Annotated in this window: 20 protein-coding genes; 7 read left to right on the plus strand and 13 right to left on the minus strand. The window is 70.7% G+C overall.

Annotation, left to right across the window (positions count from 1 at the left end; translation table 11 throughout):
* Positions 1–148: 148 nt before the first annotated feature.
* From BMY07_RS08235 to BMY07_RS08250, 4 genes are all read right to left on the minus strand, one after another.
* On the minus strand, positions 149–607 hold the full coding sequence (locus tag BMY07_RS08235) for a hypothetical protein (protein ID WP_143073397.1): 459 nt from the start codon (positions 605–607) through the stop codon (positions 149–151).
* A 41-nt stretch (positions 608–648) separates the two neighbouring features.
* Positions 649–1,092 carry an SRPBCC family protein gene (locus BMY07_RS08240; protein ID WP_092775939.1) on the minus strand — a complete coding sequence of 148 codons (444 nt, stop codon included), beginning with the start codon at positions 1,090–1,092 and terminating at the stop codon, positions 649–651.
* Positions 1,093–1,660: 568 nt separating this feature from the next.
* On the minus strand, positions 1,661–3,145 hold the full coding sequence (locus tag BMY07_RS08245) for a hypothetical protein (RefSeq protein ID WP_092775941.1): 1,485 nt from the start codon (positions 3,143–3,145) through the stop codon (positions 1,661–1,663).
* A gap of 104 nt (positions 3,146–3,249) precedes the next feature.
* Entirely contained in the window at positions 3,250–3,771 is a 522-nt protein-coding gene (locus BMY07_RS08250; RefSeq protein WP_092775942.1) for a GNAT family N-acetyltransferase, read from the minus strand.
* A 43-nt stretch (positions 3,772–3,814) separates the two neighbouring features.
* Between BMY07_RS08250 and BMY07_RS08255 the strand changes: the two genes are divergently transcribed.
* Positions 3,815–4,822, plus strand: coding sequence for a hypothetical protein (locus tag BMY07_RS08255; RefSeq protein ID WP_092775944.1), 1,008 nt, complete (start codon positions 3,815–3,817; stop codon positions 4,820–4,822).
* On the opposite strand, the gene BMY07_RS08260 is transcribed toward BMY07_RS08255, so the two are convergent.
* On the minus strand, positions 4,819–5,718 hold the full coding sequence (locus BMY07_RS08260; protein WP_342741526.1) for an MBL fold metallo-hydrolase: 900 nt from the start codon (positions 5,716–5,718) through the stop codon (positions 4,819–4,821). The genes BMY07_RS08255 and BMY07_RS08260 overlap by 4 nt on opposite strands.
* A gap of 249 nt (positions 5,719–5,967) precedes the next feature.
* Positions 5,968–6,429, minus strand: coding sequence for a hypothetical protein (locus BMY07_RS08265; RefSeq protein WP_143073398.1), 462 nt, complete (start codon positions 6,427–6,429; stop codon positions 5,968–5,970).
* Positions 6,430–6,761: 332 nt separating this feature from the next.
* Here BMY07_RS08265 and BMY07_RS34230 point away from each other — a divergent pair, with 332 nt between their 5' ends.
* Positions 6,762–7,403: an LPXTG cell wall anchor domain-containing protein gene (locus BMY07_RS34230; protein WP_092775950.1), complete on the plus strand. Its 642-nt coding sequence runs from the start codon at positions 6,762–6,764 to the stop codon at positions 7,401–7,403.
* Between the two features lie 52 nt (positions 7,404–7,455).
* Here BMY07_RS34230 and BMY07_RS08275 read toward each other — a convergent pair whose 3' ends face one another.
* From BMY07_RS08275 to BMY07_RS08285, 3 genes are all read right to left on the minus strand, one after another.
* Positions 7,456–7,929: an Lrp/AsnC family transcriptional regulator gene (locus tag BMY07_RS08275; RefSeq protein WP_092775952.1), complete on the minus strand. Its 474-nt coding sequence runs from the start codon at positions 7,927–7,929 to the stop codon at positions 7,456–7,458.
* 47 nt (positions 7,930–7,976) lie between these two features.
* Positions 7,977–9,125 (minus strand): trans-sulfuration enzyme family protein, encoded by a 1,149-nt coding sequence (locus BMY07_RS08280; RefSeq protein WP_092775954.1) that lies wholly within the window; start codon positions 9,123–9,125, stop codon positions 7,977–7,979.
* Between the two features lie 577 nt (positions 9,126–9,702).
* Positions 9,703–10,329: a TetR/AcrR family transcriptional regulator gene (locus BMY07_RS08285; protein WP_177215493.1), complete on the minus strand. Its 627-nt coding sequence runs from the start codon at positions 10,327–10,329 to the stop codon at positions 9,703–9,705.
* Between the two features lie 52 nt (positions 10,330–10,381).
* Between BMY07_RS08285 and BMY07_RS08290 the strand changes: the two genes are divergently transcribed.
* From BMY07_RS08290 to BMY07_RS08310, 5 genes are all read left to right on the plus strand, one after another.
* Entirely contained in the window at positions 10,382–10,810 is a 429-nt protein-coding gene (locus BMY07_RS08290) for an HIT family protein (RefSeq protein ID WP_143073399.1), read from the plus strand.
* A 23-nt stretch (positions 10,811–10,833) separates the two neighbouring features.
* Positions 10,834–11,463 carry a hypothetical protein gene (locus tag BMY07_RS08295; protein WP_092775958.1) on the plus strand — a complete coding sequence of 210 codons (630 nt, stop codon included), beginning with the start codon at positions 10,834–10,836 and terminating at the stop codon, positions 11,461–11,463.
* Between the two features lie 89 nt (positions 11,464–11,552).
* Complete coding sequence (locus BMY07_RS08300; RefSeq protein WP_143073400.1) at positions 11,553–12,500, plus strand: ImmA/IrrE family metallo-endopeptidase; 948 nt, start codon at positions 11,553–11,555, stop codon at positions 12,498–12,500.
* A gap of 151 nt (positions 12,501–12,651) precedes the next feature.
* Positions 12,652–13,479, plus strand: a complete 828-nt coding sequence (locus BMY07_RS08305) for an SMP-30/gluconolactonase/LRE family protein (protein ID WP_092775962.1) — start codon at positions 12,652–12,654, stop codon at positions 13,477–13,479.
* A 103-nt stretch (positions 13,480–13,582) separates the two neighbouring features.
* Positions 13,583–14,557 (plus strand): hypothetical protein, encoded by a 975-nt coding sequence (locus tag BMY07_RS08310; protein ID WP_092775964.1) that lies wholly within the window; start codon positions 13,583–13,585, stop codon positions 14,555–14,557.
* Positions 14,558–16,120: 1,563 nt separating this feature from the next.
* Here the strand turns inward: BMY07_RS08310 and BMY07_RS08315 are convergent.
* The 4 genes from BMY07_RS08315 to BMY07_RS08330 all read right to left on the minus strand — a co-directional run bounded on the left by BMY07_RS08315 (position 16,121) and on the right by BMY07_RS08330 (position 18,835).
* Positions 16,121–17,098, minus strand: a complete 978-nt coding sequence (locus tag BMY07_RS08315; RefSeq protein ID WP_092775966.1) for a LysR family transcriptional regulator — start codon at positions 17,096–17,098, stop codon at positions 16,121–16,123.
* Positions 17,099–17,370: 272 nt separating this feature from the next.
* Positions 17,371–17,721, minus strand: coding sequence for a hypothetical protein (locus BMY07_RS08320; protein ID WP_092775968.1), 351 nt, complete (start codon positions 17,719–17,721; stop codon positions 17,371–17,373).
* Positions 17,722–17,778: 57 nt separating this feature from the next.
* Positions 17,779–18,252 carry a cupin domain-containing protein gene (locus BMY07_RS08325; RefSeq protein ID WP_092775970.1) on the minus strand — a complete coding sequence of 158 codons (474 nt, stop codon included), beginning with the start codon at positions 18,250–18,252 and terminating at the stop codon, positions 17,779–17,781.
* A gap of 73 nt (positions 18,253–18,325) precedes the next feature.
* Entirely contained in the window at positions 18,326–18,835 is a 510-nt protein-coding gene (locus tag BMY07_RS08330) for a hypothetical protein (RefSeq protein WP_092775972.1), read from the minus strand.
* Positions 18,836–18,883: the final 48 nt, after the last annotated feature.

An 18,883-nucleotide genomic window follows, 5' to 3' on the forward strand; every position in this document is an offset into this window, starting at 1 on the left:
ACCGTCAAGCGACCGCTCTCGTCGGCGCCTCCCGTTAGGCTGTGCATCGGGGGCTGCTCACTGCGGTTCGATCGTGAAACCCCGCGCGCGCAAAGGTCTTGGCCGTGTCGTGCGGGACACGGCCAAGACCTGCGGCACCGCGGTCGATCTACTCCACGGTGCGCCGGTACCGGACCTCCCGTCGAGGGCCGGGAAGGGCGAACTTGCGGATGAGGTAGGTGAGGGCGGCGCCGATGAGGAGCCACACGATGGCGGCGGTGCCGTAGTTGAACAGCACGGCCGCCTTCTCCGACGCCGGGGTGAAGAGGCCGTCGAAGCCGAGCGACACCCCGGAGGAGAAACCGTCGACGAACGAGGCGAACCCGTTGCGGGGGTTGGCCTCGGCGAGGACCAGGATGATCTGCGCGACCAGGACGACCGCGAACAGACCGACCACGAACGTGATCGCCGAGCACACCATGCGCACCGTGCGCACCCGGCTGGCGTAGCTGTCCTCGACCCGCTCGCTGACCACTTCCTCCTGGGCGGCGGGCCGGACGTACTGGTCGTCCCGGTCCACCGGCAGGGCTTGGGTCCGCCGCGGGTCAGGCTCTTGCGGAACTGTCATGCGTCCATGGTGACACCACCGGGTGCCCCCTGCTTGACAACTCAGCCGCGGGCCGGGTAGCGCTCCGCGAGCCGGTCCAGGGTGGCCCGGATGCCGTGCAGGTTCTTGGCCGGGAACCGCACCCACTCCAGCAGGAATCCCGCCTTGGCCGTGGACCAGTCGAAGGTCTCGGTCACCTCGGTGCGCCCGTCGCCGAGGTCCCGCAGCTCCCAGCGCCACCGGTGCCCGAAGAAGTGCCGCCACGCGATCCGCGTGCCCTCCTCGAACTCCACCACCGTGTTCAAGATCTTGTACGGCAGCCCGATCCGCATCTCCATCCCGAACCGATCCCCCAACCCCAGCCGCCGAGGCCCCGCACTCCGCGACCCGACCACCGTCCCCGACCCATCGATCACCGGGTGCTGAGCCGGGTCCGCCAGCATCTCGAACAACTCACCGGCCCCGACCCCCACCACCCGAGTCGCACTGACCTGCCGCTTCACCATACCCACATGTTACCCGCCGGTACACGCATCCGGGTGACAGCCCACCCCCGCCTTGCCAGAGCCTCCGCACCCGCCCACCCCCGGACTCAACGCCCGAAGCGGCCCCTACTCCCCGCCGCAGCCCCAGTCATCGAAGTAGAGCGGCCCCGGCCCAACTCGACCCCCGAACCAACCCATTCACTCAACCGCCCCCCCGGATCCAGCCCAACGACGCCACGGCCCCAATCCCGCCTCCTTACCCCCACGCGCCACCCCGCGCCCCACGCCAAGCCTTAAGCCACCCCGCCCGCTTACCCCACCCCAGCCGCCTCGCGCGCACGCGGTCCCGACCCGGCCCAGCCCCCACCCTCTCCGGGGGGCGTCCCAGGTGCCAGCCTACCGGCACCCCCCGACAGTGGATCTTGAAAGCACCCCGAACAAGATCCACATGTGGATAACTTCTGTCCCTGAACCGGGTGAATTGACGAGCAGGCGACTGCCCCCTGAGCAGGGACAACGCAGATCCGACCCCGCAGCCGAGGCCCGCCAGCCGCGAGTCGCCCAAAACGAGGGGGCGCCGCCGCGGGACTCAGTGGGTCAGGAGCTGCGCCATGCTTTCGCGCACCGTCGGGTCCGGTTCCGCTGCCACCGCTGTGCGCAGGGCTGACTGGACCTCAGGCTGCCAGGACTCCGGCCCCCAGCCTGTCAACGTTCGCACTGCCATCACACGGTTGCGGACGACTGGGCACCGTAGCGATGTCAGGACGAACTCGACGCCCTGTCCGGGGAAGTCGCGCAATGCGGTGACCACGACATCGAGGACGACGTGGTCGGTCCAGCGGGCACCGATGCCGGGGATGTCGTCCGGGCCGGTGCCGAGTTCGGACAGCGGGAGCACGTCCGAGGCGAGGGAGAGGATGCGCGGGAGGCGTTCCGAAGTGGCCTGGGCGAGCAGGCCGGTCCAGTCGGCCGGGGTGCGGGCGCGGCGGAGGCTGGCGGGGAAGCGGTCGATGCCCAGGGCGGTGGCGGCGTAGCAGGCGTCGTGGAAGGCGCGGTCGTCCGGGGAGTCGAGGTCGGCGAGGGTGAGGTCGCGCCAGCGGGGCTCGGCCATGAGGTCGCGGCAGCCGCGCACGAGGGTGTCGTGGCGGGCCAGGTCCCAGCCGGCCGCGTAGCGCTGGTCCCAGCCCGGACCGGAGAGGAACTCCTCGACCCGGGCGGTCGTGACGAAGTGGCGCAGCCGGTCGGCGCGCCGGGCGAGGTGCCCGATCAGCAACGACAGGGCGATCGGCGCATCGTTGTAGTCGTCGATGTCCTCGGCCGGTCCGCCCTCGATCAACGCGCACAGGATGTCGGCGGCCGCGTCGAGCAGCTCCTCGTCGACATCGGGTGCGGACAGCGCGGGCACGAGTCCACCGATGGTGGCGGCCCGGTGCGCGAGGTACCCGTCGAGCACCGTGTTGCGAAAACCGCCGCGCAGCAGCCACTCCCGCAGCCGGGGCCCGGTGCCCTCGCCGAACCGCTCGACCACGCCGATCCGCCCCCAGCCCTCGACCCCGTCGACCAGGGCGAGCAGCGCGGGTTCCGGATCGGGCTGCGTGGCCTCGACGGCGGCGAAGGCGAACGCGGTGAACTCCTCGTGCTTGCCCAACAGCAGCAGCACGTCCAGGTCGCCGGGCCCGGCGCCGAGCCCGAGCAGCGCGATGCCGAACTTGACCGGCGCGCGGTGCCCCGACTCGGTCGCCAGCCGCCTGCCCAGCTCGCGCACCGCATCCGGCCTGCCGAGGGCGCGCACCCCGGCCAGCACCTCGTCGAGTTCGGCGAGCACCTCCCGCTCGCACAACGCGGTGTAGAGCGGGCCGTGGTCACCACCGGTGATGGCGGCGGCGACCAGCGCGGGCAGGTCGGTGGTGACGTCGGCCGGGTGGTAGGTCAGCGCGGTGCCGTCCGACCAGGGGACCAGACCACCGCCCCGCCGGTGATCGATCTGGGCGTCCGGCAGCTCGTCCCCGCCGGGGAGCAGGCCGCGGCCGCGAGGATCGAGGTGTCCGGCGATATGGTCGTGGATCGAGGGCACGGACCCATTGTCGCGCGTGCATCCGACACTGCCCTCGACCAACTCACCACTGGCGTGATCAATGCGGCCACGCGTGCAGCCGACACTGCCCGCGACCGGAGCGATCAGGGCAAGCGCTTGGTGAGCAGCTCGAAGGCGAGGTCGGTGCGCCGCGGTTGGCCGAAGCGCTCGTCGCCGTAGGGGAACGGGATGAGCAGGCCGGTCCGCTCGTAGCCGCGGCGGACGTACCAGGCGACCAGGTCCTCGCGCGCGGTCAGCACCTTCATCCGCAGCTCCGGCAGTCCCCAGTCCTGGCTGACGACGCGCTCGGCCTCGGCCAGGGTCAGCCGCCCGATGCCACCGGCCTGCTTGGCGGGGTCCACGGCGAACATGCCGAAGTACCCGGCGCCGTCGACCTCGGCGACGTGGCAGCAGGCAACGACGGCACCGTCCTGTTCGGCGATGACGACGACGCTCTTGGGCGCGGTGATGACCTCGGCGACGCCCTCGGGGTCGGTGCGCTGGCCGTCGAGAAGGTCGGCCTCGGTGGTCCAGCCGACCCGGCTCGCCTCGCCCCGGTAGGCGGACTCGACCAGCGGTACCAGGGCGTCCACGTCGGCGATCGTGGCGCGGCGGAAGGTGAGCACGAACCGAGCCTAACCCGCGACGGCCGGTGACTACGCTGCCCGCATGGGACTGTTCGGTCGCAGGAAGGCCAAGGCGGAGGCCGCCGCGCTCGCCGAGCACCTGGTGCTGGACCGGTGCTGGGACGACTTCGCCCTCGACGTCGGGGTGGACGCCGTGGTCGACGGGCACCGCAAGGCGGCGCTGGCCCTGCTGCGGGAGAGCCGCGACGCGCACGAGACCCGCACGCAGCGCGTCCGGGCGCTGGCCGACGCGGCCATCGGGCAGTCCACCGACATCCGCGAGCTGCTCACCGCCGACGAGCTGGACCAGGCGACGGCCTCGGATGTGCTGCTGTGGCTGGGGAGCACGCTGATCGCGGAGGCATGGAAGATCCGCGGCGGTGGGACGGCGCGCGGGGTCGGGGAAGAGCGGTTGAAGCTGTTCTCGTCCCGGCTGCGCGAGGCGCGCGACCCGTTGATGGCCGCGGCCCGGCTTGCCCCGGACGACGCGACGCCGTGGGTGGAGTTGCAGCGGTACGCGCGCGGGATGCGGTTGGACCAGCCGCAGCGGGACTTCGTGTGGCTAGAGGCGATGCAGCGCTGCCCGACCTCTTATCCCGCGCACGCCGGGCGGTTGCAGACCCTCGCGTTGAAGTGGGGCGGGTCGCACGAGGAGATGTTCTCGTTCGCGCGGGACACAGTGGCCAAGGCCGCGCCCGGTAGTCCCCTGGTCGCGATGTTGCCTACGGCGCACGCCGAGTACCTGCTCAACGAGGGCGACAGGTTCATCGCCGAAGGTAGTGCGTGGGCGTACGTGAAGCTCAACGCGCGGTACTTCACTCCTGAGTTACGCGCCGAGTTGCGGGAGGCGGACTCCAAGGGGTCCGCCTCCGGCGTCTACGCGAAAGACGTCCACAACCTGTTCGGGTGGGCCATGTTGGAGTCCGGTGAGCCAGACCGTGCCCGTTGGCACCTGGAGCGAGTGGGTAACCGGCCATCGGCTCTGCCGTGGTCCTACAGCGGCGAGCACGCCTTCGCCCGGGCCCTGGTGCGGTTGGGCGTGACGATCTAGCAGTCCTTCCACCAGTAGTCGAGCTTGGGCGGCACGGTGACGTCGACGTGTTCGCCCGGCTTGGGGATGGCCACGGTGACCCCGCGCTTCTCGGCCTCGACGAGCAGCCGGTCGACCGGGTCCGTCCACGGGTGCGGCGCGAGCGAGAACGTCGCCCAGTGCACCGGGATCAGCAGCTCGCCGCGCACGTCGACGTGGGCGTCGATGCCCTCCTCGGGTGTCATGTGGATGTCCGGCCAGCCCGGCGCGTAGGCACCGATCTGCACGAGGGTCGCGTCGAACGGACCGTACTGCTCGCCGATCTCCTTGTAGCCCGCGAAGTAGCCGGAGTCCCCGGTGTAGAACACCTTGTTCCTAGAACCGGCCACGACCCAGGACGCCCAGAGAGTGCCATCGCGCTTGAACGCCCTACCCGAGAAGTGCTGGGCGGGGGTCGCGGTCAGGGTTACCCCGCCGATCTCGATCGACTCGTGCCAGTCGAGTTCGATGATCCGGTCGGCTGGGACTCGCCAGCGCTCAAGGTGCTCACCGATCCCCAGCGGGACGACGAACGGCGCGTCCTGGGTGCGTACGAGCGCACGGATCGCGGCGAAGTCGAGGTGGTCGTAGTGGTCGTGGGAGATGACTACGGCGTCCAGCTTCGGCAGCGCCTCTATGCGCTGCGGAGGCTTGTGCAGACGTCGCGGGCCGACGAGCCGCGATGGGGAGACTCGGTCACTCCACACCGGATCTAGCAGCACTCGCGAGCCGTCTAGCTCCACCAAGCTGGTCGCGTGCCCGTGCCACGTGATGTGCAGGCCGGTGTCGACGGGGGCTAGAGGCTCGACGACAGGGATAGGCCCGGAGGGTTTGCGCAGGCCCTTGTTCTGCCTCAGCGCGCGCAGGGTGTTGCGCATGGCGTCCGGGTCCACCTGTGTCGGTGGGGCCTGGTTCCGGAACGCGCCATCTCGGTACTGGGGTGACTTGGTGACCCTGTTCCCGCGCGGTCGCCTTCCTAGCGCTACCGGCACGTCCCAGGCGACCCAAGCGACGGCGGCAGCGACTACCGCTAGCGCGGTCAGGACTCGTCTCATTCCGTTGATGGTCCTCGCGACAGCCTGTGATCGCTCTCAGTGTGGCCGCGATCCCGATCACAGGGGGTCTGACTAGCGCTCTCTAGCAGCTAGACGCAGTCGCATGGCCCTGCGGGCGACGAGCCCTAGACGGGGCGAGCGCACCGACACCGAACTCAGGAAGGCAGGGTCAACGCGCAGGCTGGCGGGCGCCGGGTAGTCCTCGTGCGGGGCGTTGGGGTGCTCCGGCGGCAGCAGGTCGAGGATCGCGCGCAGTGCCCAGCGGGCGTGGCCCTGGTACGACCAGACCACGGACTCGGTGGTGAACACGTCCCAGTCCCGCACCAGCCGCGATCTCGCCGCGGTCACGTCGTGCGCGTCCTTGATCACCACGTAGTCGACGTGGGTCTCCCAGGCGTAGGTGGCGACGATGGCCTCAGGCCGGTCGGCGCCCCCGCACAGGTAGACGGTGAAGCCGTCCGAGACGACCGACCGGAGCAGGTCGTCGATCTCGCTGAGGTCGGACGGTTGTGACTGCTGGCAGGGCTGGCTCATCGTGATCACCCGATTGGCCGGTGTCCTCGCCGGGTTGGTGCAGGCGGCAATGACACGGTGTGTTCGTACTGTCTGTCTACCTCACCCGAATGACCCATGGGGGTGGAGTGATGTCAATGACACAAAGAAGACACATATCGATGCTCCCACACCTGCGGGTGATGGGCTCCGAGGTATCGACCGGGTAAACGCAGCACGTTAAGTACCCACCCGACGAAAGTTCCACCCAAAGGGGTGACTACTCTCACGGCGCACCACCGTCGGTGGCTCGACTGTGACTCGTTCGTGTCGGGGGCCACGGGCGCCCTGCTGAGGATGGAGTTCCCTTGCGCATGTCCTTCTCCCGCGACTGGCTCCGCTCCGCGGGCCGCGTCGCCGTCATCTCCGCTGTCGCGGGCCTGTCCCTGCCGCTGTTCGCGGGCACCGCGAGCGCGCACACGCCCTCTTACGGCGCCCAGTGCGACCGCGAGACCGGCGTCACGACCGCCTGGGTCGAAGCCACCGCGTACGACCCCTCTGACAACGTGAAGAACACGGTCGTGGTCAAGGACGGCGACAAGACGCTCGTCAGCGAGACCTTCAAGGCCGGTTTCGAGCGCAAGTCGTGGCAGCTCGACGGCTCCGTCGACCACAAGATCTCGTTCGACATCGACATCACGCCGGACCCGAACAAGCCCGAGTGGGAGCTGCACAAGGTCTTGGACGTGAAGGCGTGCAAGATCGACACCACCACGACCACGAAGCCGTCCGAGACGACGAAGCCCACCTCGACCACGACCGTCTCGACGACGCCGTCGTCGTCCGCGCCGACCACGGCCAGCACCGTGATCGCGCCGACCACGACCACCAACCCGAACGACCTGCCGGACACCGGCTCGAACGTCGGCCTCCCGCTGGCCATCGGCGGCCTGCTGGTCCTGGGTGGCGGTGGCGCCCTGTTCGCCGCGCGCCGGGCGAAGCGCGGCAACAACTAAGCACGTGAACGCGGAACGGCCGGGCCTGCGGTAGGCCCGGCCGTTCCGCGTTTTACGGGGTCGGAGTCTGAACCGGACTCGTGATGGCCTCGAACACCAGCATCGTGTTGACCGAGACCACCTCGGTGCGGCTGAGCAACCTGGCGATCAGCAGCTGCTGCAGGTGGCTGGTGTCCGGTACGGCTACCTGGATGAGGTAGTCGTCAGGACCCGCGACGTGCAGCAACGAGACTGTCTCCGGCTGCTCCAACACGAAGGCCTTGAACTCTTCGACCACGCGCTGTCTGTGAGGTCTTACCCGCACCGACAGCAACGCGCTTATAGGCCTACCGAGCGCGGCGAGGCTTACCGTCGCGTGGAAGCCAGTGAGCACGCCTCGTCGCCGCAGCGAGCGCACCCGCTCCAGGGCTGTCGACGGGGCGACGCCGACTATCGAGGCGAGTTCCTTGTTCTGCAACCGGGCGTCGCGTTGCAGCTCGCGCAAGATGGCGAGGTCGGTTGCGTCGATGTCGGCTGGCTGGCCCATGCGTGTCCTGCGTCCCTCTGCTGCGGATCGGTCTCCCCGAACTTAGGTCAGCGGTGGGCTTCCTTGAGCGCGTAGTCCAGGTCGGCCTGGATGTCGTCGACGTGCTCCAGCCCAACCGACATTCGCACCACGGCCGCGTGCGGTTTGGCCGACGCCTCGACCGGGCGGTGGGTGAGCGACGCGGGGTGCTGGATGAGGGTGTCGACGCCGCCGAGGGACACGGCGTGCGTGATCAGCCGCACGGCCGCCACCGTCCGCGCGGCCTCGTCCAGGCCCGCGACCCCGAAGGCGATCATCGCGCCGGGGCCGGACATCTGGGTGCCGACAAGAGGGCCTGACGGGAAGTGGACCCGCTGTACGTACTCGTGATCGGACAACCAGGCGGCGAGCCTCTTGGCGTTGTCCTGCTGCGTTAGGACCCGGATCGGCAGGGTCTGCAAGCCACGGTGAAGCAGGTAAGCGGCGAGCGGGTGCATCAGACCGCCGGTGACCGCTCGCACCTGCCGCAGCTTGGTGGCCCACTCGGCGGAGGTAGCGACAACGCCGCCGATGACGTCACCGTGTCCACCGAGGTACTTGGTCGCCGAGTGCAGGACCATCGTGGCACCGTGCTCGATTGGACGCTGCAAGACCGGCGTGGCGAAGGTGTTGTCCACGATGACGGAAACACCGTTGGCTTGCGCTGCCACGGCCGTTAGGTCAACCAAGTCGAGGGTGGGGTTCGCGGGAGTCTCGACCAGGACGAGCCCGGTGTCCTTACGCAACGCAGCCGCGATGCCGTCAGCGGTCGTCCAGGTGACTGTTGTGCCTAGAAGTCCACTAGCGAGCACATGGTCCGAACCGCCGTAGAGCGGCCTCACCGCCACAACATGAGGCTTCCCCGCGGCGACGGTGGCAGTAAGACACGCAGTCAACGCTGCCATCCCGGAACCGAACGCTACGGCCTGCTCGGCCCCCTCTAACTGCGCTAACGCCGTCTCGAACCGTGCGACGGTGGGGTTCCACAGCCGCTGGTAGACCAGCCCGCCCTCGGCAGGCGGTAGGCCACCGGTAGCGAGTGCCTCGTAGGCAGCGCCACCGGACTCGATGTCGGGGATCGGGTTGGTGGTCGACAGGTCAATCGGGGGGACATGGACGCCGAGCTTCGCGAGGTCTTCGCGCCCCGCGTGCACCGCCATGGTGGCCAGACTGTTCATCCCGCACTCTCCTCAGCTCCCACCCAGAATGAGCCGTCCCCCACCCCTCCCGACCCGGCGCCGAACCCCACCACCCGATTCCCGCCTCCCGCTCTCCACCCAGTTCGGCTCCCACCCTCCACGCGCCACCCAAACCGAATCCGATTCGCCTGCCGCTCCACCTCCCGGCCTGCGGATCCGTCGATTCCCGCCTGCTTGGCCACCTGTGGAGTTCACCCGGTTCAGCGACAGAAGTTATCCACATGTGGATCTTGTTCGGGATGCTATCAAGATCGACTGTCGGGGGGTGCCGGTAGGCTGGGGCCTGGGACGCCCCCCGGTGAGGGTGGGGGCTGGGCAGGGTCGGGACCGCGTGCGCGCGAGGCGGCTGGGGCGGGATAAGTGGCTTGTGCGGGGTAAGAGGCTCGCACCGGGGACACAGCCAGTAGCGGGGTTGAGGTCGGCGTCAGAGGTGGAGCGCGCCGAGTCGGGAAGAGGGTGATGGGCCGGTGTGGGGCGAGCAGTCGAGGGGCTCGTAGCGCTGGGGGGACGCCAGGCAAGGGGGGCGGCGGCCGGAGGGGGGTGAAAGGGATTCTGGTTAGGACGGTCGTGGGGGTTCGTGGGTGGCCACCAGGTTCTCGATGATCGTTCGCGTTTGGTCGAGGGTGTCCTGGTGTCCGGTGTGCGAGAGGCGGAACGCGAGGCGGGTGAGGACGTCGGCGAGGGTGGTGCACTGGAGGAGCGTTGTGCGGAGGGCGGGGGTGTCGGGGAAGGCGAAGTGGCGGACCAGGAGGGTGGCGAACGCCTCGGACAGGGGGTCCCTGGTGTCGTCGGCGGGTTCCAGTTCGCCCGCGGCCAGGCCCGCGCCGCTGATGGCGCGGAAGCCTTCCTCGGTGCGGCACATGTCCACATAGACCGCGTAGGCCCGGTCCAGCGCGGCGCGCCACGTGCGGACGGGTGTGGGGTCGGCGAGGACGCGGTCGCGGAAGCGGCGGGTGTTGCGGTCGACGACGGCGCGCATGACGGCGGTCTTGTCGGGGAAGTAGCGGTAGACCGATCCGATCGAGACGGTGGCGGCCTTGGCTATGTCCGCTGTGGTGGTGGCGGCGTAACCCTTGCCTGCGACGACCCTGGCCGCGGCGTCGAGGATCCGCTCGATCTGGCGGCTGGCCCGATACTGGGTGGGCGTGCGCCGGACCCGGTAGGGGGAGTCTGGAACGGTCACGCGGCCATTGTGCCCAGATGGATTCGGACGTTCGGCCCAGGTGGAGGAATCCTTGTCGGAAACATGCGTGTTCTGCCGAATCATCGCGGGCGAACTCGAGGCCGTCATGGTCTACGAGGACACTGACGTGGTCGCCTTCCTCGACCACCGCCCGCTCTTCCGCGGGCACGTCCTGCTCGTCCCGCGCACGCACGTGACCGTCCTCAGCGACCTGCCAGCCGAGCAGCTCGTGCCGTTCTTCGGCGCGGCGCAGCGGCTGGAGCGGGCGGTCGAGGACGGGCTCGGCGCGGACGGGTCGCTGGTGCTGATCAACAACATCGTCAGCCAGTCGGTGCCGCACCTGCACCTGCACGTGATCCCGCGGCACCGCAAGGACGGCCTGCGGTTCTGGCTCGGCCCGCGCCACCCCTACGACGCCGAGCACCCGGCCGAGTCGTACGCGGCCAGGATCCGCGATCAGCTGGGGTATAACGGTCAGTAGCGCGTCGACCCCAGGGAGCGGCGATGGACCCGGCCGAGCGGTTCACCCACCTCATCTCGCCCACCTCGGTCCCGCACCTGACCGAGGTGCTCGCCCGCTGGCTCTGGGACGGCCACCAGGCCGCCGCCGACCTGCAGCACCTGCGCGAGGACGACGAGCGCGGCACGTGGGCGAACCCGGTCAGCTACGGCACCGACCGCTACCAGTACCTGGTGAACACGGCTGACTCGCTGCGCACCGAGGTCGACGGCATCGAGCCGGACCGCGGCTTCCAGTCGCTGCTGCTCAAGCTCCCGCACGCGGCGATCTACCCGCTCAGCGCCCCATCCGGCCCGCACGGCCCGATGGGCACCGCCAGCGACCTGCGCCGGGAGCTGCTCGGCGAGGGCGAGCCGCAGGAACTGGCCCTGCTGAGCAGGCGCGAGCTGTGGGTGGACGGCCGCGACCTGGTCCTGCTCCCCTGGCAGGGCAACGAGGACGCGGGCCTGATCGGGCTCTGGGCGGGCATGGGCGTCACCCGCAAGGGCGACGGCACCCGGGTCACCTGGGACTGGCTGGTCGAACTGGACCTGACCGCGGGCGAGGGCCAGGCCACCCTGTTCCCCACCACACCGCGCCGCCCGAATCCGCACACCCGCCGCGACCTGGCCTGACCCGCCGCACCCTCGGCCTGCGGGGGCGCGATCGCGGGCGGTAGGCGAGGATGGCGCGGTCGCTGTCGTCGTAGGTGGGAGTCCGGTCGGTGCCGCGTGAGCCTTTCGACCCGCCCCGGTTGACCATGGCGCGGCGGCTGGCCGGGAACGGGGTCGGTGAGCTGTCCGAGCGGGTCGGGGCCGATGTCGAGGCGTTCGAGCTCGGGCAGGTGCACCCCGGCGCCGACGTCCAGCGGGAGTTGGCGCGGGCGCTCGACGTGCCGGTGGCGTTCTTCCAGCCGGGTAGGCCGCGGCTGCACCTCGACCTCGCCCGCACGTCCCTGCCGCGTGGTGCCGAGCAGACGGCCGCGGCGGTGGAGTTGTTGTGGGAGGTGCTGTGCGAGGTGCGGCAGCACGTCGACCTCCCGGTCGCCCGGTTCGGTCCGCCGACGTTCCCGACCGCGCTCGCGCGCCGGGTCCGGGCGGCGTGGGGCGTGGACGCCGGGCCGCTGCCGAACCTCATCGGCCACCTGGAGGACCAGGGGGTGCTGGTCGCCCTGGTGCCGCAGACGTCGTGCGCCGCGGACCTGCCCGGCAACACCGTGATCGGCGTGGTCGCAACGATGTCGCTGGTGGAGCGGCGGTGGGCTGTCGCCGAGCAGTTCGGGCACCTGTTGTCGGGCTCGGGCCATGCGTCGGCAACGGCGTTCGCCGCGGAGCTGTTGATGCCCGCGGACGCGTTGGCTTGCGCGGGTCGTGATCCCGTTGAGGTCGCGGCCCGGTTCGGCGTGCCCGTCGACCGTCTGACCAGGCGCGCGCGGGCACTGGGGATCCGGCTTCGCACCGTTGCCGGGGACGGGGGCGTTGCTGAAGACAGTGGCGTTGCGGATGGTGGCGCTGCCGATGCGCCCGAGGCGCTGCTTGAGGCAACGCGGATGGCCTTCGCCGATCCGGTGCCCGAGTTGGCGGCCGCGTTGCGCGTGCGACCCCGGGCCATCGCCGGGTTGCTCGGCGTTGTCCCAGCGACAGTGGGACGCCACCTCACCGCCGTGCGCTAATTCGCCGCGAACACCGGCACGCACCGTCGCGGCTCGGCTACCGTCCGTTGGAGCGGTGGCGGAAATGCGGACGTCCGGGTACTTGCTTTCCGCCCCCGCACCGGACACATTGGTTCAGACCACTTAATGGTTCAGACCACCAGGGGGCGAGATGGCGATGATCAGGCCGACCGAGCTGACCGCCGGGATGTGCGTCGGGCTGCTGGGCAGACGCGTCGCCGGACCGCACTGGACCGGTCGCCAACTGTCCTGGGTGGACACCCGCGCCGACTTGGGGCACCCGGACGGCGGCGCGCAACTGGGCGGCAGCGTGCAACTGGGCCGGATGACCCCGCTCGGCCCCCGGCACGTGGCGACGCTGGTGCTCGACGGGCGGGTCACCGGTGCCGTGCCTGCCGAGGGCGGCTGGGTGGTCGGCGGCGACCCCGCGTTCCTGCGCCGTGACGGGCGGGTCGTCGCGCTGGACCTGCCGACGTGCGACGGGATCTGGTGCGACCCGGCCGGGCGGCTGTGGCTCGACACCGGGCACGCGCTGGCCAGGGTCGACCTCGGCGGCCGCGTGTGCACCGTGCTCGACGGCCCGACCGACGCGCTGGCCTGGAGTCCCGACACCCGCACCCTCTACCGGGTGTGCGACGGCGGGCTGGTCGCCCACGAGTTCGACCTCGCCAACGGCACGACCGGCGCGGCGCGGCGGCTGGTGTCGTCGGCGCGCGGGGTCACCACCGATGTCGACGGGTTCGCCTGGGTGGCGGGCGGGAACACCGTGCGGCGGGTGGACCACACCGGTGTCGCGTACACGATCGTCCGGCTGACGGACGCGGTGGCGATCGGCTGCTGCTTCGCCGGGTCGACCCTGTTGATCACCACCGCGGACGGCACCGTGCACGCCTGCGCGCCCGGCACGACCGGGGCGCCCTCGGTGCGCTGGACGGGCCTGCCCGGACGGGGCAGGACGGACGCGCCCGCGTTCCCCTGACCAGACCAGGGTGATCACCGACCGCTGCGGCCGGTTCGTATGTTCGAGCGAATCCGCTTGATCGGTCTACAACTCGACGGCGCCAACAGGTACCCACCTAGGTGTGGACACTGCAGCGCGTTGGCGCGCGCCCGCCATCATCCTCGGGGTGGCCGCGCTCGCTCCCCTCGCGGCAGGCCTCGTGCTCGGCTGGGCGAACTGGGTGACGGTGCCGGTCACGCTGGTCGCGCTCGGCATCGCCGGACTGGTCGTCAAGCAGGTGCTGTTCTACCGCGAGCAACGCGAACTGCGCGCGGCGGCGGTCCGGGAACGCGCCAAGCCCGCGCCGGAACCGACCCCGCACGCCGAGCACCACGTGCCCGCGATCCCGGTGGACAGCGCGGAGCCGTACTACCGGTTCGTCCTCACGTGCACGGTGTGCTGGCAGCCGAACGCGAGCCTGCCGCAGCACGGGAACCTGCGCGGGCTGGCGGTGCACTCGATCCTGGAGCGCGCGCGGTCGGTCACGGTGACCGGGTCGCCGACCGAGACCGAGGTGGTCCAGACCCGGCTGGCGGCGGAGTTGGGGGCGATGGCGCCGGACCGGTCGGGCCAGATCATCGCGTGGGCGGAGAACGTCGGGCTGGCCGTGCCGGAGGAGGACGCGCGGCGGCTGGACCGGCTGACGGAGCTGCGCAAGGAGAAGCAGGTCCGCCACCACGAGCAGGAACTCGAGCAGCGCACCCGCGCGTACCTGGCCGACGAGATCCTCACCGACCCCGGCACCGCCGTCGTCTGGTGGCTGGCCCGGCACCCGGAGCAGGTCAAGGAAGCCGCCGACCTCATCCCCACCTTCGCCAAGATCACCGCGGCCGTCACCAAGACCGAAATAGCCCCCCAGTACGCCGAACGCCTCGACGAACGCCCCACCCTGAGCGCTGTCGGCTGGCCCCGCCTCAGCGGAACGTCCGAAGAGGACAGACGAGCCCTACCGGTGTCGGACGCGCCGGAGCAGCCGCTGTGGCCGCGCGGGAGCCGCGACCACGGGGATTTCGATGAGCCGGAGGATGGCGGGAGCAGCAGTTCCTCGGCTCGGTGATCTTGGGTTTTGGCCGACTTGGGGTTTGGGGCGGGCTCGCTGTTGGGGGCTTGGCGCTGAGCTGGGGGTTCTTGGGGTTGGGAGCGTGGGGTTTCACCCGGTTCAGGGACAGAAGTTATCCACATCTGGATCTTCGGCAGCCTGTTTCAAGATCGTCTGTCGGTGGGTGCCGATAGACTGGCACTGGGACGCCCCCCGGTGTGGGTGGGGGCTGGGCAGGGTCGGGACCGCGTGCGCGCGAGGCGGCTGGGGTGGGGTAAGCAGGCGGGGTGGCGGGTAAGGGGCTCGCGCGGGGTTAGCGCCGGTGGCGAGATGGGCGGCCCGCGGGGCAAGCGGTCGTCATCGGGGCAAGCAGCGAGATAGGCGGCGAGTGGCGAGGTAGTGGCCGGCATCGGGGTAAGTGGCAGCTGGCGGGATAAGCGGTCCCGGCGAGGCAATAGGCCGATGGCGGGACAAAAAGCGACTCAGGGCGATTGGCCAACATCGCGGCAAAAGGCCAAGAGCGGGGTAGGGGCCAGCGCGAGGTAAGAAGCCGATGTCGAGGGCAAGCGGCCGATGGCGGGACAGGCGGCTGGCGTCGGGGTAAGTGCCGGTGGCGGCATAGAGACCAACGCGGGACAGAAATCAACGTCGAGGGTAGGCGGCTGATGGCGGGGTTGGGCGTCGAGGCAAGCGGCAAAGGGGCGGCCGATGCTGAGTAAGAGGCCAGCGTCGGACAAGAGGCCAGCGGCGAGATGAGCCACTAGAAGCCGGAAGCGTGCCAGGGGACGCTGCGGGGGCAAGAAGCTGGCATCGGGGCAATGTGCCGGGCAGGGATAGAAGGCCGCAACGGAGACAAGAGACCGGCGGCGGGGTAGAAGCCGACGCGAGGCTAGAGGTGCGGGGCCGTGCGGGGCAGGGGCAAGTGGACGGTGGCGGGCTAGTGCGGCGTAAGAGGCCGATGCGGGCCTGACGCAGTGTGGGTCAGGGCTCGTTGCCGGAGCTTGAAGGTCCGGCGAGTGAGCGAGCTGGAGGCTGGGTGGGGTCCACTGTCGCCCGGGGGGCACAGGACGAGGGCCAGGAATGTGGCCGCGCGGACACCAAGCCGGAGGAAGGCGCGGCTAGGTGTGCCTGTCCGCGGGGGCCCGGGAGAGGGCCTAGATGCGTGACAGGCCCCGGTGTCGGCTCCACCCGACCTCCGGGGCCCGCCGTCCCCATCGCGCGAGGGCGCGGTGCGCGGTGTCCCGGCCGCGGCGACCGCAGAGGCGATGCGGACGGACGGTGATCCGCTGCCGACCCTGCACGGCGCGGTCCACCGTTCCGACGGCAATGGTCCCCGGTTCTGGGGTTCGCGGCAACGACGTCCATCACTTAGCGGTCATCAAAATTCTTAACTCACCGGGCGCGAGCGATCGACTACACTCTTTCGGCGCAGCGGGGGAGCCACCCGGCGCGGTCGAACCGGACGTACCGGGCGCAACCGGGGCACTGCGGGCGGTCAGGGCAGTCGCGCATCCCACAAACAAGCCTTTGCTGCGTTAAGGCCCGATCGGGTGACGTCACCGCGCCCCGACCATCCGGGGGTCACCGGTGGTGCTCGGCACGCCACCTGGGGTAGCTGGGGTTGCGGTCGACGAGGCTCTCGTAGGCCTCGGTGACCGCCTGGTGCAGCAGCGCGGGGTCGAGCGGACCGAGGTCCTTCCAGGCGAGGTCGAGCCGGTTGCAGATCGGGTCGCCGATCAGCGGGCGCACGACGATGCCGCGGCCCTCGCTGGAGGTGGGCTGGGCGAGGCTGACGCACTGGCCGCTGTTGACGAACTCGCGGGCCGAGTTCGAGTCGCTGATCTCGTGGGTGATCCTGGGTTCGAACCCGGCGGCCCGGCAGGCGGCGCGCAGCGGGCCGATGCCGCCGTGGTCCTCCTGCGGGTCGATCATCCAGTTCTCGCCTGCGAGGTCGGCCAGGTCGATGACATCGCGGCCCGCGAGCGGGTGGCGCTCGGAGAGGGCGACGAACTCCGGCTCGCGCGCCAGCACCAGTTCGCGCCGCACCCCCTCGGCGGTGCCGATCTCGAAGCCGATGACGTCGCACAGCACCGCGGCGTCGAGCCGCCCGGCGCGGACCCGGCCCTGCAGGGCGGCCGCGGACGGGTCGGTGTGCACCTGGATCGCCAGCGGTGGCGCGTCCGGGCCGTGCAGCGCGGCGTAGGCGGCGCCGAGCCGGGGGACGACGACCGAGAGCAGCGGGCTGGGCCTGCCGCCGATCTTGAGCTCGACCGGGCCGCGCGGGGTGGACAGCGAGCTGGTCTCGCCGCGCAGGTCGGCCATCTCGTTGACCACCGACCTGGCCCTGGCCAGGACCGTGCGGCCGAAAGAGGTGGGCACCACGCCGGTTCTGGCGCGTTCGAAAAGGGGCGCGCCCATGGCCCGCTCAATCCGTTGAAGTTGAGAAGTCAACGAAGGTTGGGACAATCCGAGAACCGCGGCGGCCTTGGTGATACTGCCCTCGTCGGCCACCGCGATGACAATCCGCAGGTGTCGGAACTCCAGTTCCATGGTCGACATGTTATGGCCCCGGATTATGCGGCCGACATGGGGAACGGGCGTGAGAACCAGCACCACACCACCGGCCCATCGCGGCGCTTGTCCACGGGATCGGTCCCGGTCGCGCACCCTGCGGTTTCGCCGGGGCCGGGCGCGGACCGAGGAGGAGCGGCAGGCCCCGGCTTGGGGGGTGTACCGGGGCCTGCCCGGCCGACCGCAGCGCTGCCCGTACCCGGGGGGAGGGCGGTGGGCGCGTCCGGCGGTCGGGTCTGTGGGGTGCTCCCGCTAGTGGTCTACCCGCCGTCGAGCCGGGCGAAACGGTCATCGACCGGGGACAGCACGAGGCGCGCGACACCCCCGTCGACCCCGCGCAGTTCGACCACCAGCCCGTCGACCACCGCGGCGTCCCCCGGGTTGAGCGTGATGTCCACCCCGCCACCGGCGACGCGCACCCGGTCCTGGCCGACGTCAGCCTTGAGCCTGGCGTCGAACACCTCCAGCGTCGGCGACCCGGAGACGGTCAGCTCGCACCGGGCGGCCGCGCACCGCCAGGTCTCGTCCTCCGACCCGCACGCGGCGACCCCGGCGCCCACCACGAGCGCCGAGGCGACCGCGCCGCACCGCAGCAGCGATCTGCGCACCATGTGTTGCGCATCGACACCGGGCGCGGCCCCGCTACAGGGCCTCACCCGGCTGGCCCATCAGACGTGGAACTGGTCGTGGCGGGCGTAGAACTCGGTCCACTCGGCCTCGGTGAGCTCCCGACCGGATTCGGCGATCTCGGCGAGTTCGACGAAGTAGTCCTCCCGCGGCTCCCCCGGCGCGAACAGGATCAGCATCGAGGCGGGCTCGTCGGACTCATTGGTGAACGCGTGCACTCCGCCTTCCGGGACGTAGAGGAAATCGCCCGGTGTGGCGGTGACCCAGCGCTGCCCGTCGAACAGCCGGACGGCGCCTTCGACGATGTAGAACGATTCGGAGATCTTGCGGTGGAAATGCGGTTTCGGCCCACCGGCGTGCGGCGCCATGTCCCACCGGAAAAGCCCGAACTGGCCGTTGGTGGCCGTTCCCGGTGCGACGAAGTGCGCCGAGGTGGTGGGCCGGTCGAGCACCGTGATCTCGTCCACCGGCCGGAAGCGGGCGTTGTGCTCGCCGGTGGTCCCCAGGTACGACATGGTTCTCCTCTCGCCAGGTGGTCCACTCTTCCACCAACCGCGACCGCACCGCACCCTCCAGAGAGGACTGCCGCTAGTCGTCGCAGGCCAGCCTGCGAGCGCGGACCGGGCGGGGAACCCTGGTGAGCGCCCGGACCCGGCGGGTTCGACCGTGCACGGCCAGGAACGCGAGCAGTTCACCGTCGACCGCGGCGGCGAGCCTGCGCTGGGCCCAGTCGGACGCGGCGAGCACCGCGCCGGGTGAGACCGGCTTGCCCGCGAGGGCGTCGTGCAGCAGGCACCACTCGGCCAGCCGCGCGGCGACCGGTTCGGCGGCGGCGACGGCGGGTCGCACCCTGGCCGCCCACCGGCCGAACCCGGGGCCGCGCTGGGCCCGGTCGTCGATGCGGGCGATGGCGGCGGCGCTGCCGGTGGCGGGGTCCGGGTCGCGCAGCACGGCGGCGAGGAACTCGGCCTCGTCGGCGGGGTCGGCGGCGCGGTACCAGGCGAGCCTGCGCGCCGGGTCGGCGCCGAGGGCGCGGTGGTCGCACCCGGTGCACTCCGCCAGTTCCGCCACCGCCGCGATGTGGTCCAGCAGGTTCACCAGTCGTCCTCCGCCGAGAAAGATCCACCGCGGAGGATAGTCGGGTGC

The sequence above is a fragment of the Actinokineospora terrae genome (assembly GCF_900111175.1).
In the GTDB taxonomy this organism is placed as follows: domain Bacteria; phylum Actinomycetota; class Actinomycetes; order Mycobacteriales; family Pseudonocardiaceae; genus Actinokineospora; species Actinokineospora terrae.

Excerpts from the sequence above, each read along its gene's own strand:
- BMY07_RS08255 (WP_092775944.1), top strand. The coding sequence starts at position 3,815 with ATGGGACTGTTCGGTCGCAGGAAGGCCAAGGCGGAGGCCGCCGCGCTC.
- BMY07_RS08275 (WP_092775952.1), bottom strand. The coding sequence starts at position 7,929 with ATGGGCCAGCCAGCCGACATCGACGCAACCGACCTCGCCATCTTGCGC.
- BMY07_RS08260 (WP_342741526.1), bottom strand. The coding sequence starts at position 5,718 with ATGCGCAACACCCTGCGCGCGCTGAGGCAGAACAAGGGCCTGCGCAAA.
- BMY07_RS08315 (WP_092775966.1), bottom strand. The coding sequence starts at position 17,098 with ATGTCGACCATGGAACTGGAGTTCCGACACCTGCGGATTGTCATCGCG.
- BMY07_RS08305 (WP_092775962.1), top strand. The coding sequence starts at position 12,652 with ATGGCGATGATCAGGCCGACCGAGCTGACCGCCGGGATGTGCGTCGGG.
- BMY07_RS08265 (WP_143073398.1), bottom strand. The coding sequence starts at position 6,429 with ATGAGCCAGCCCTGCCAGCAGTCACAACCGTCCGACCTCAGCGAGATC.
- BMY07_RS08235 (WP_143073397.1), bottom strand. The coding sequence starts at position 607 with ATGACAGTTCCGCAAGAGCCTGACCCGCGGCGGACCCAAGCCCTGCCG.
- BMY07_RS08325 (WP_092775970.1), bottom strand. The coding sequence starts at position 18,252 with ATGTCGTACCTGGGGACCACCGGCGAGCACAACGCCCGCTTCCGGCCG.
- BMY07_RS08295 (WP_092775958.1), top strand. The coding sequence starts at position 10,834 with ATGGACCCGGCCGAGCGGTTCACCCACCTCATCTCGCCCACCTCGGTC.
- BMY07_RS08320 (WP_092775968.1), bottom strand. The coding sequence starts at position 17,721 with ATGGTGCGCAGATCGCTGCTGCGGTGCGGCGCGGTCGCCTCGGCGCTC.
- BMY07_RS08240 (WP_092775939.1), bottom strand. The coding sequence starts at position 1,092 with ATGGTGAAGCGGCAGGTCAGTGCGACTCGGGTGGTGGGGGTCGGGGCC.
- BMY07_RS08280 (WP_092775954.1), bottom strand. The coding sequence starts at position 9,125 with ATGAACAGTCTGGCCACCATGGCGGTGCACGCGGGGCGCGAAGACCTC.
- BMY07_RS34230 (WP_092775950.1), top strand. The coding sequence starts at position 6,762 with ATGTCCTTCTCCCGCGACTGGCTCCGCTCCGCGGGCCGCGTCGCCGTC.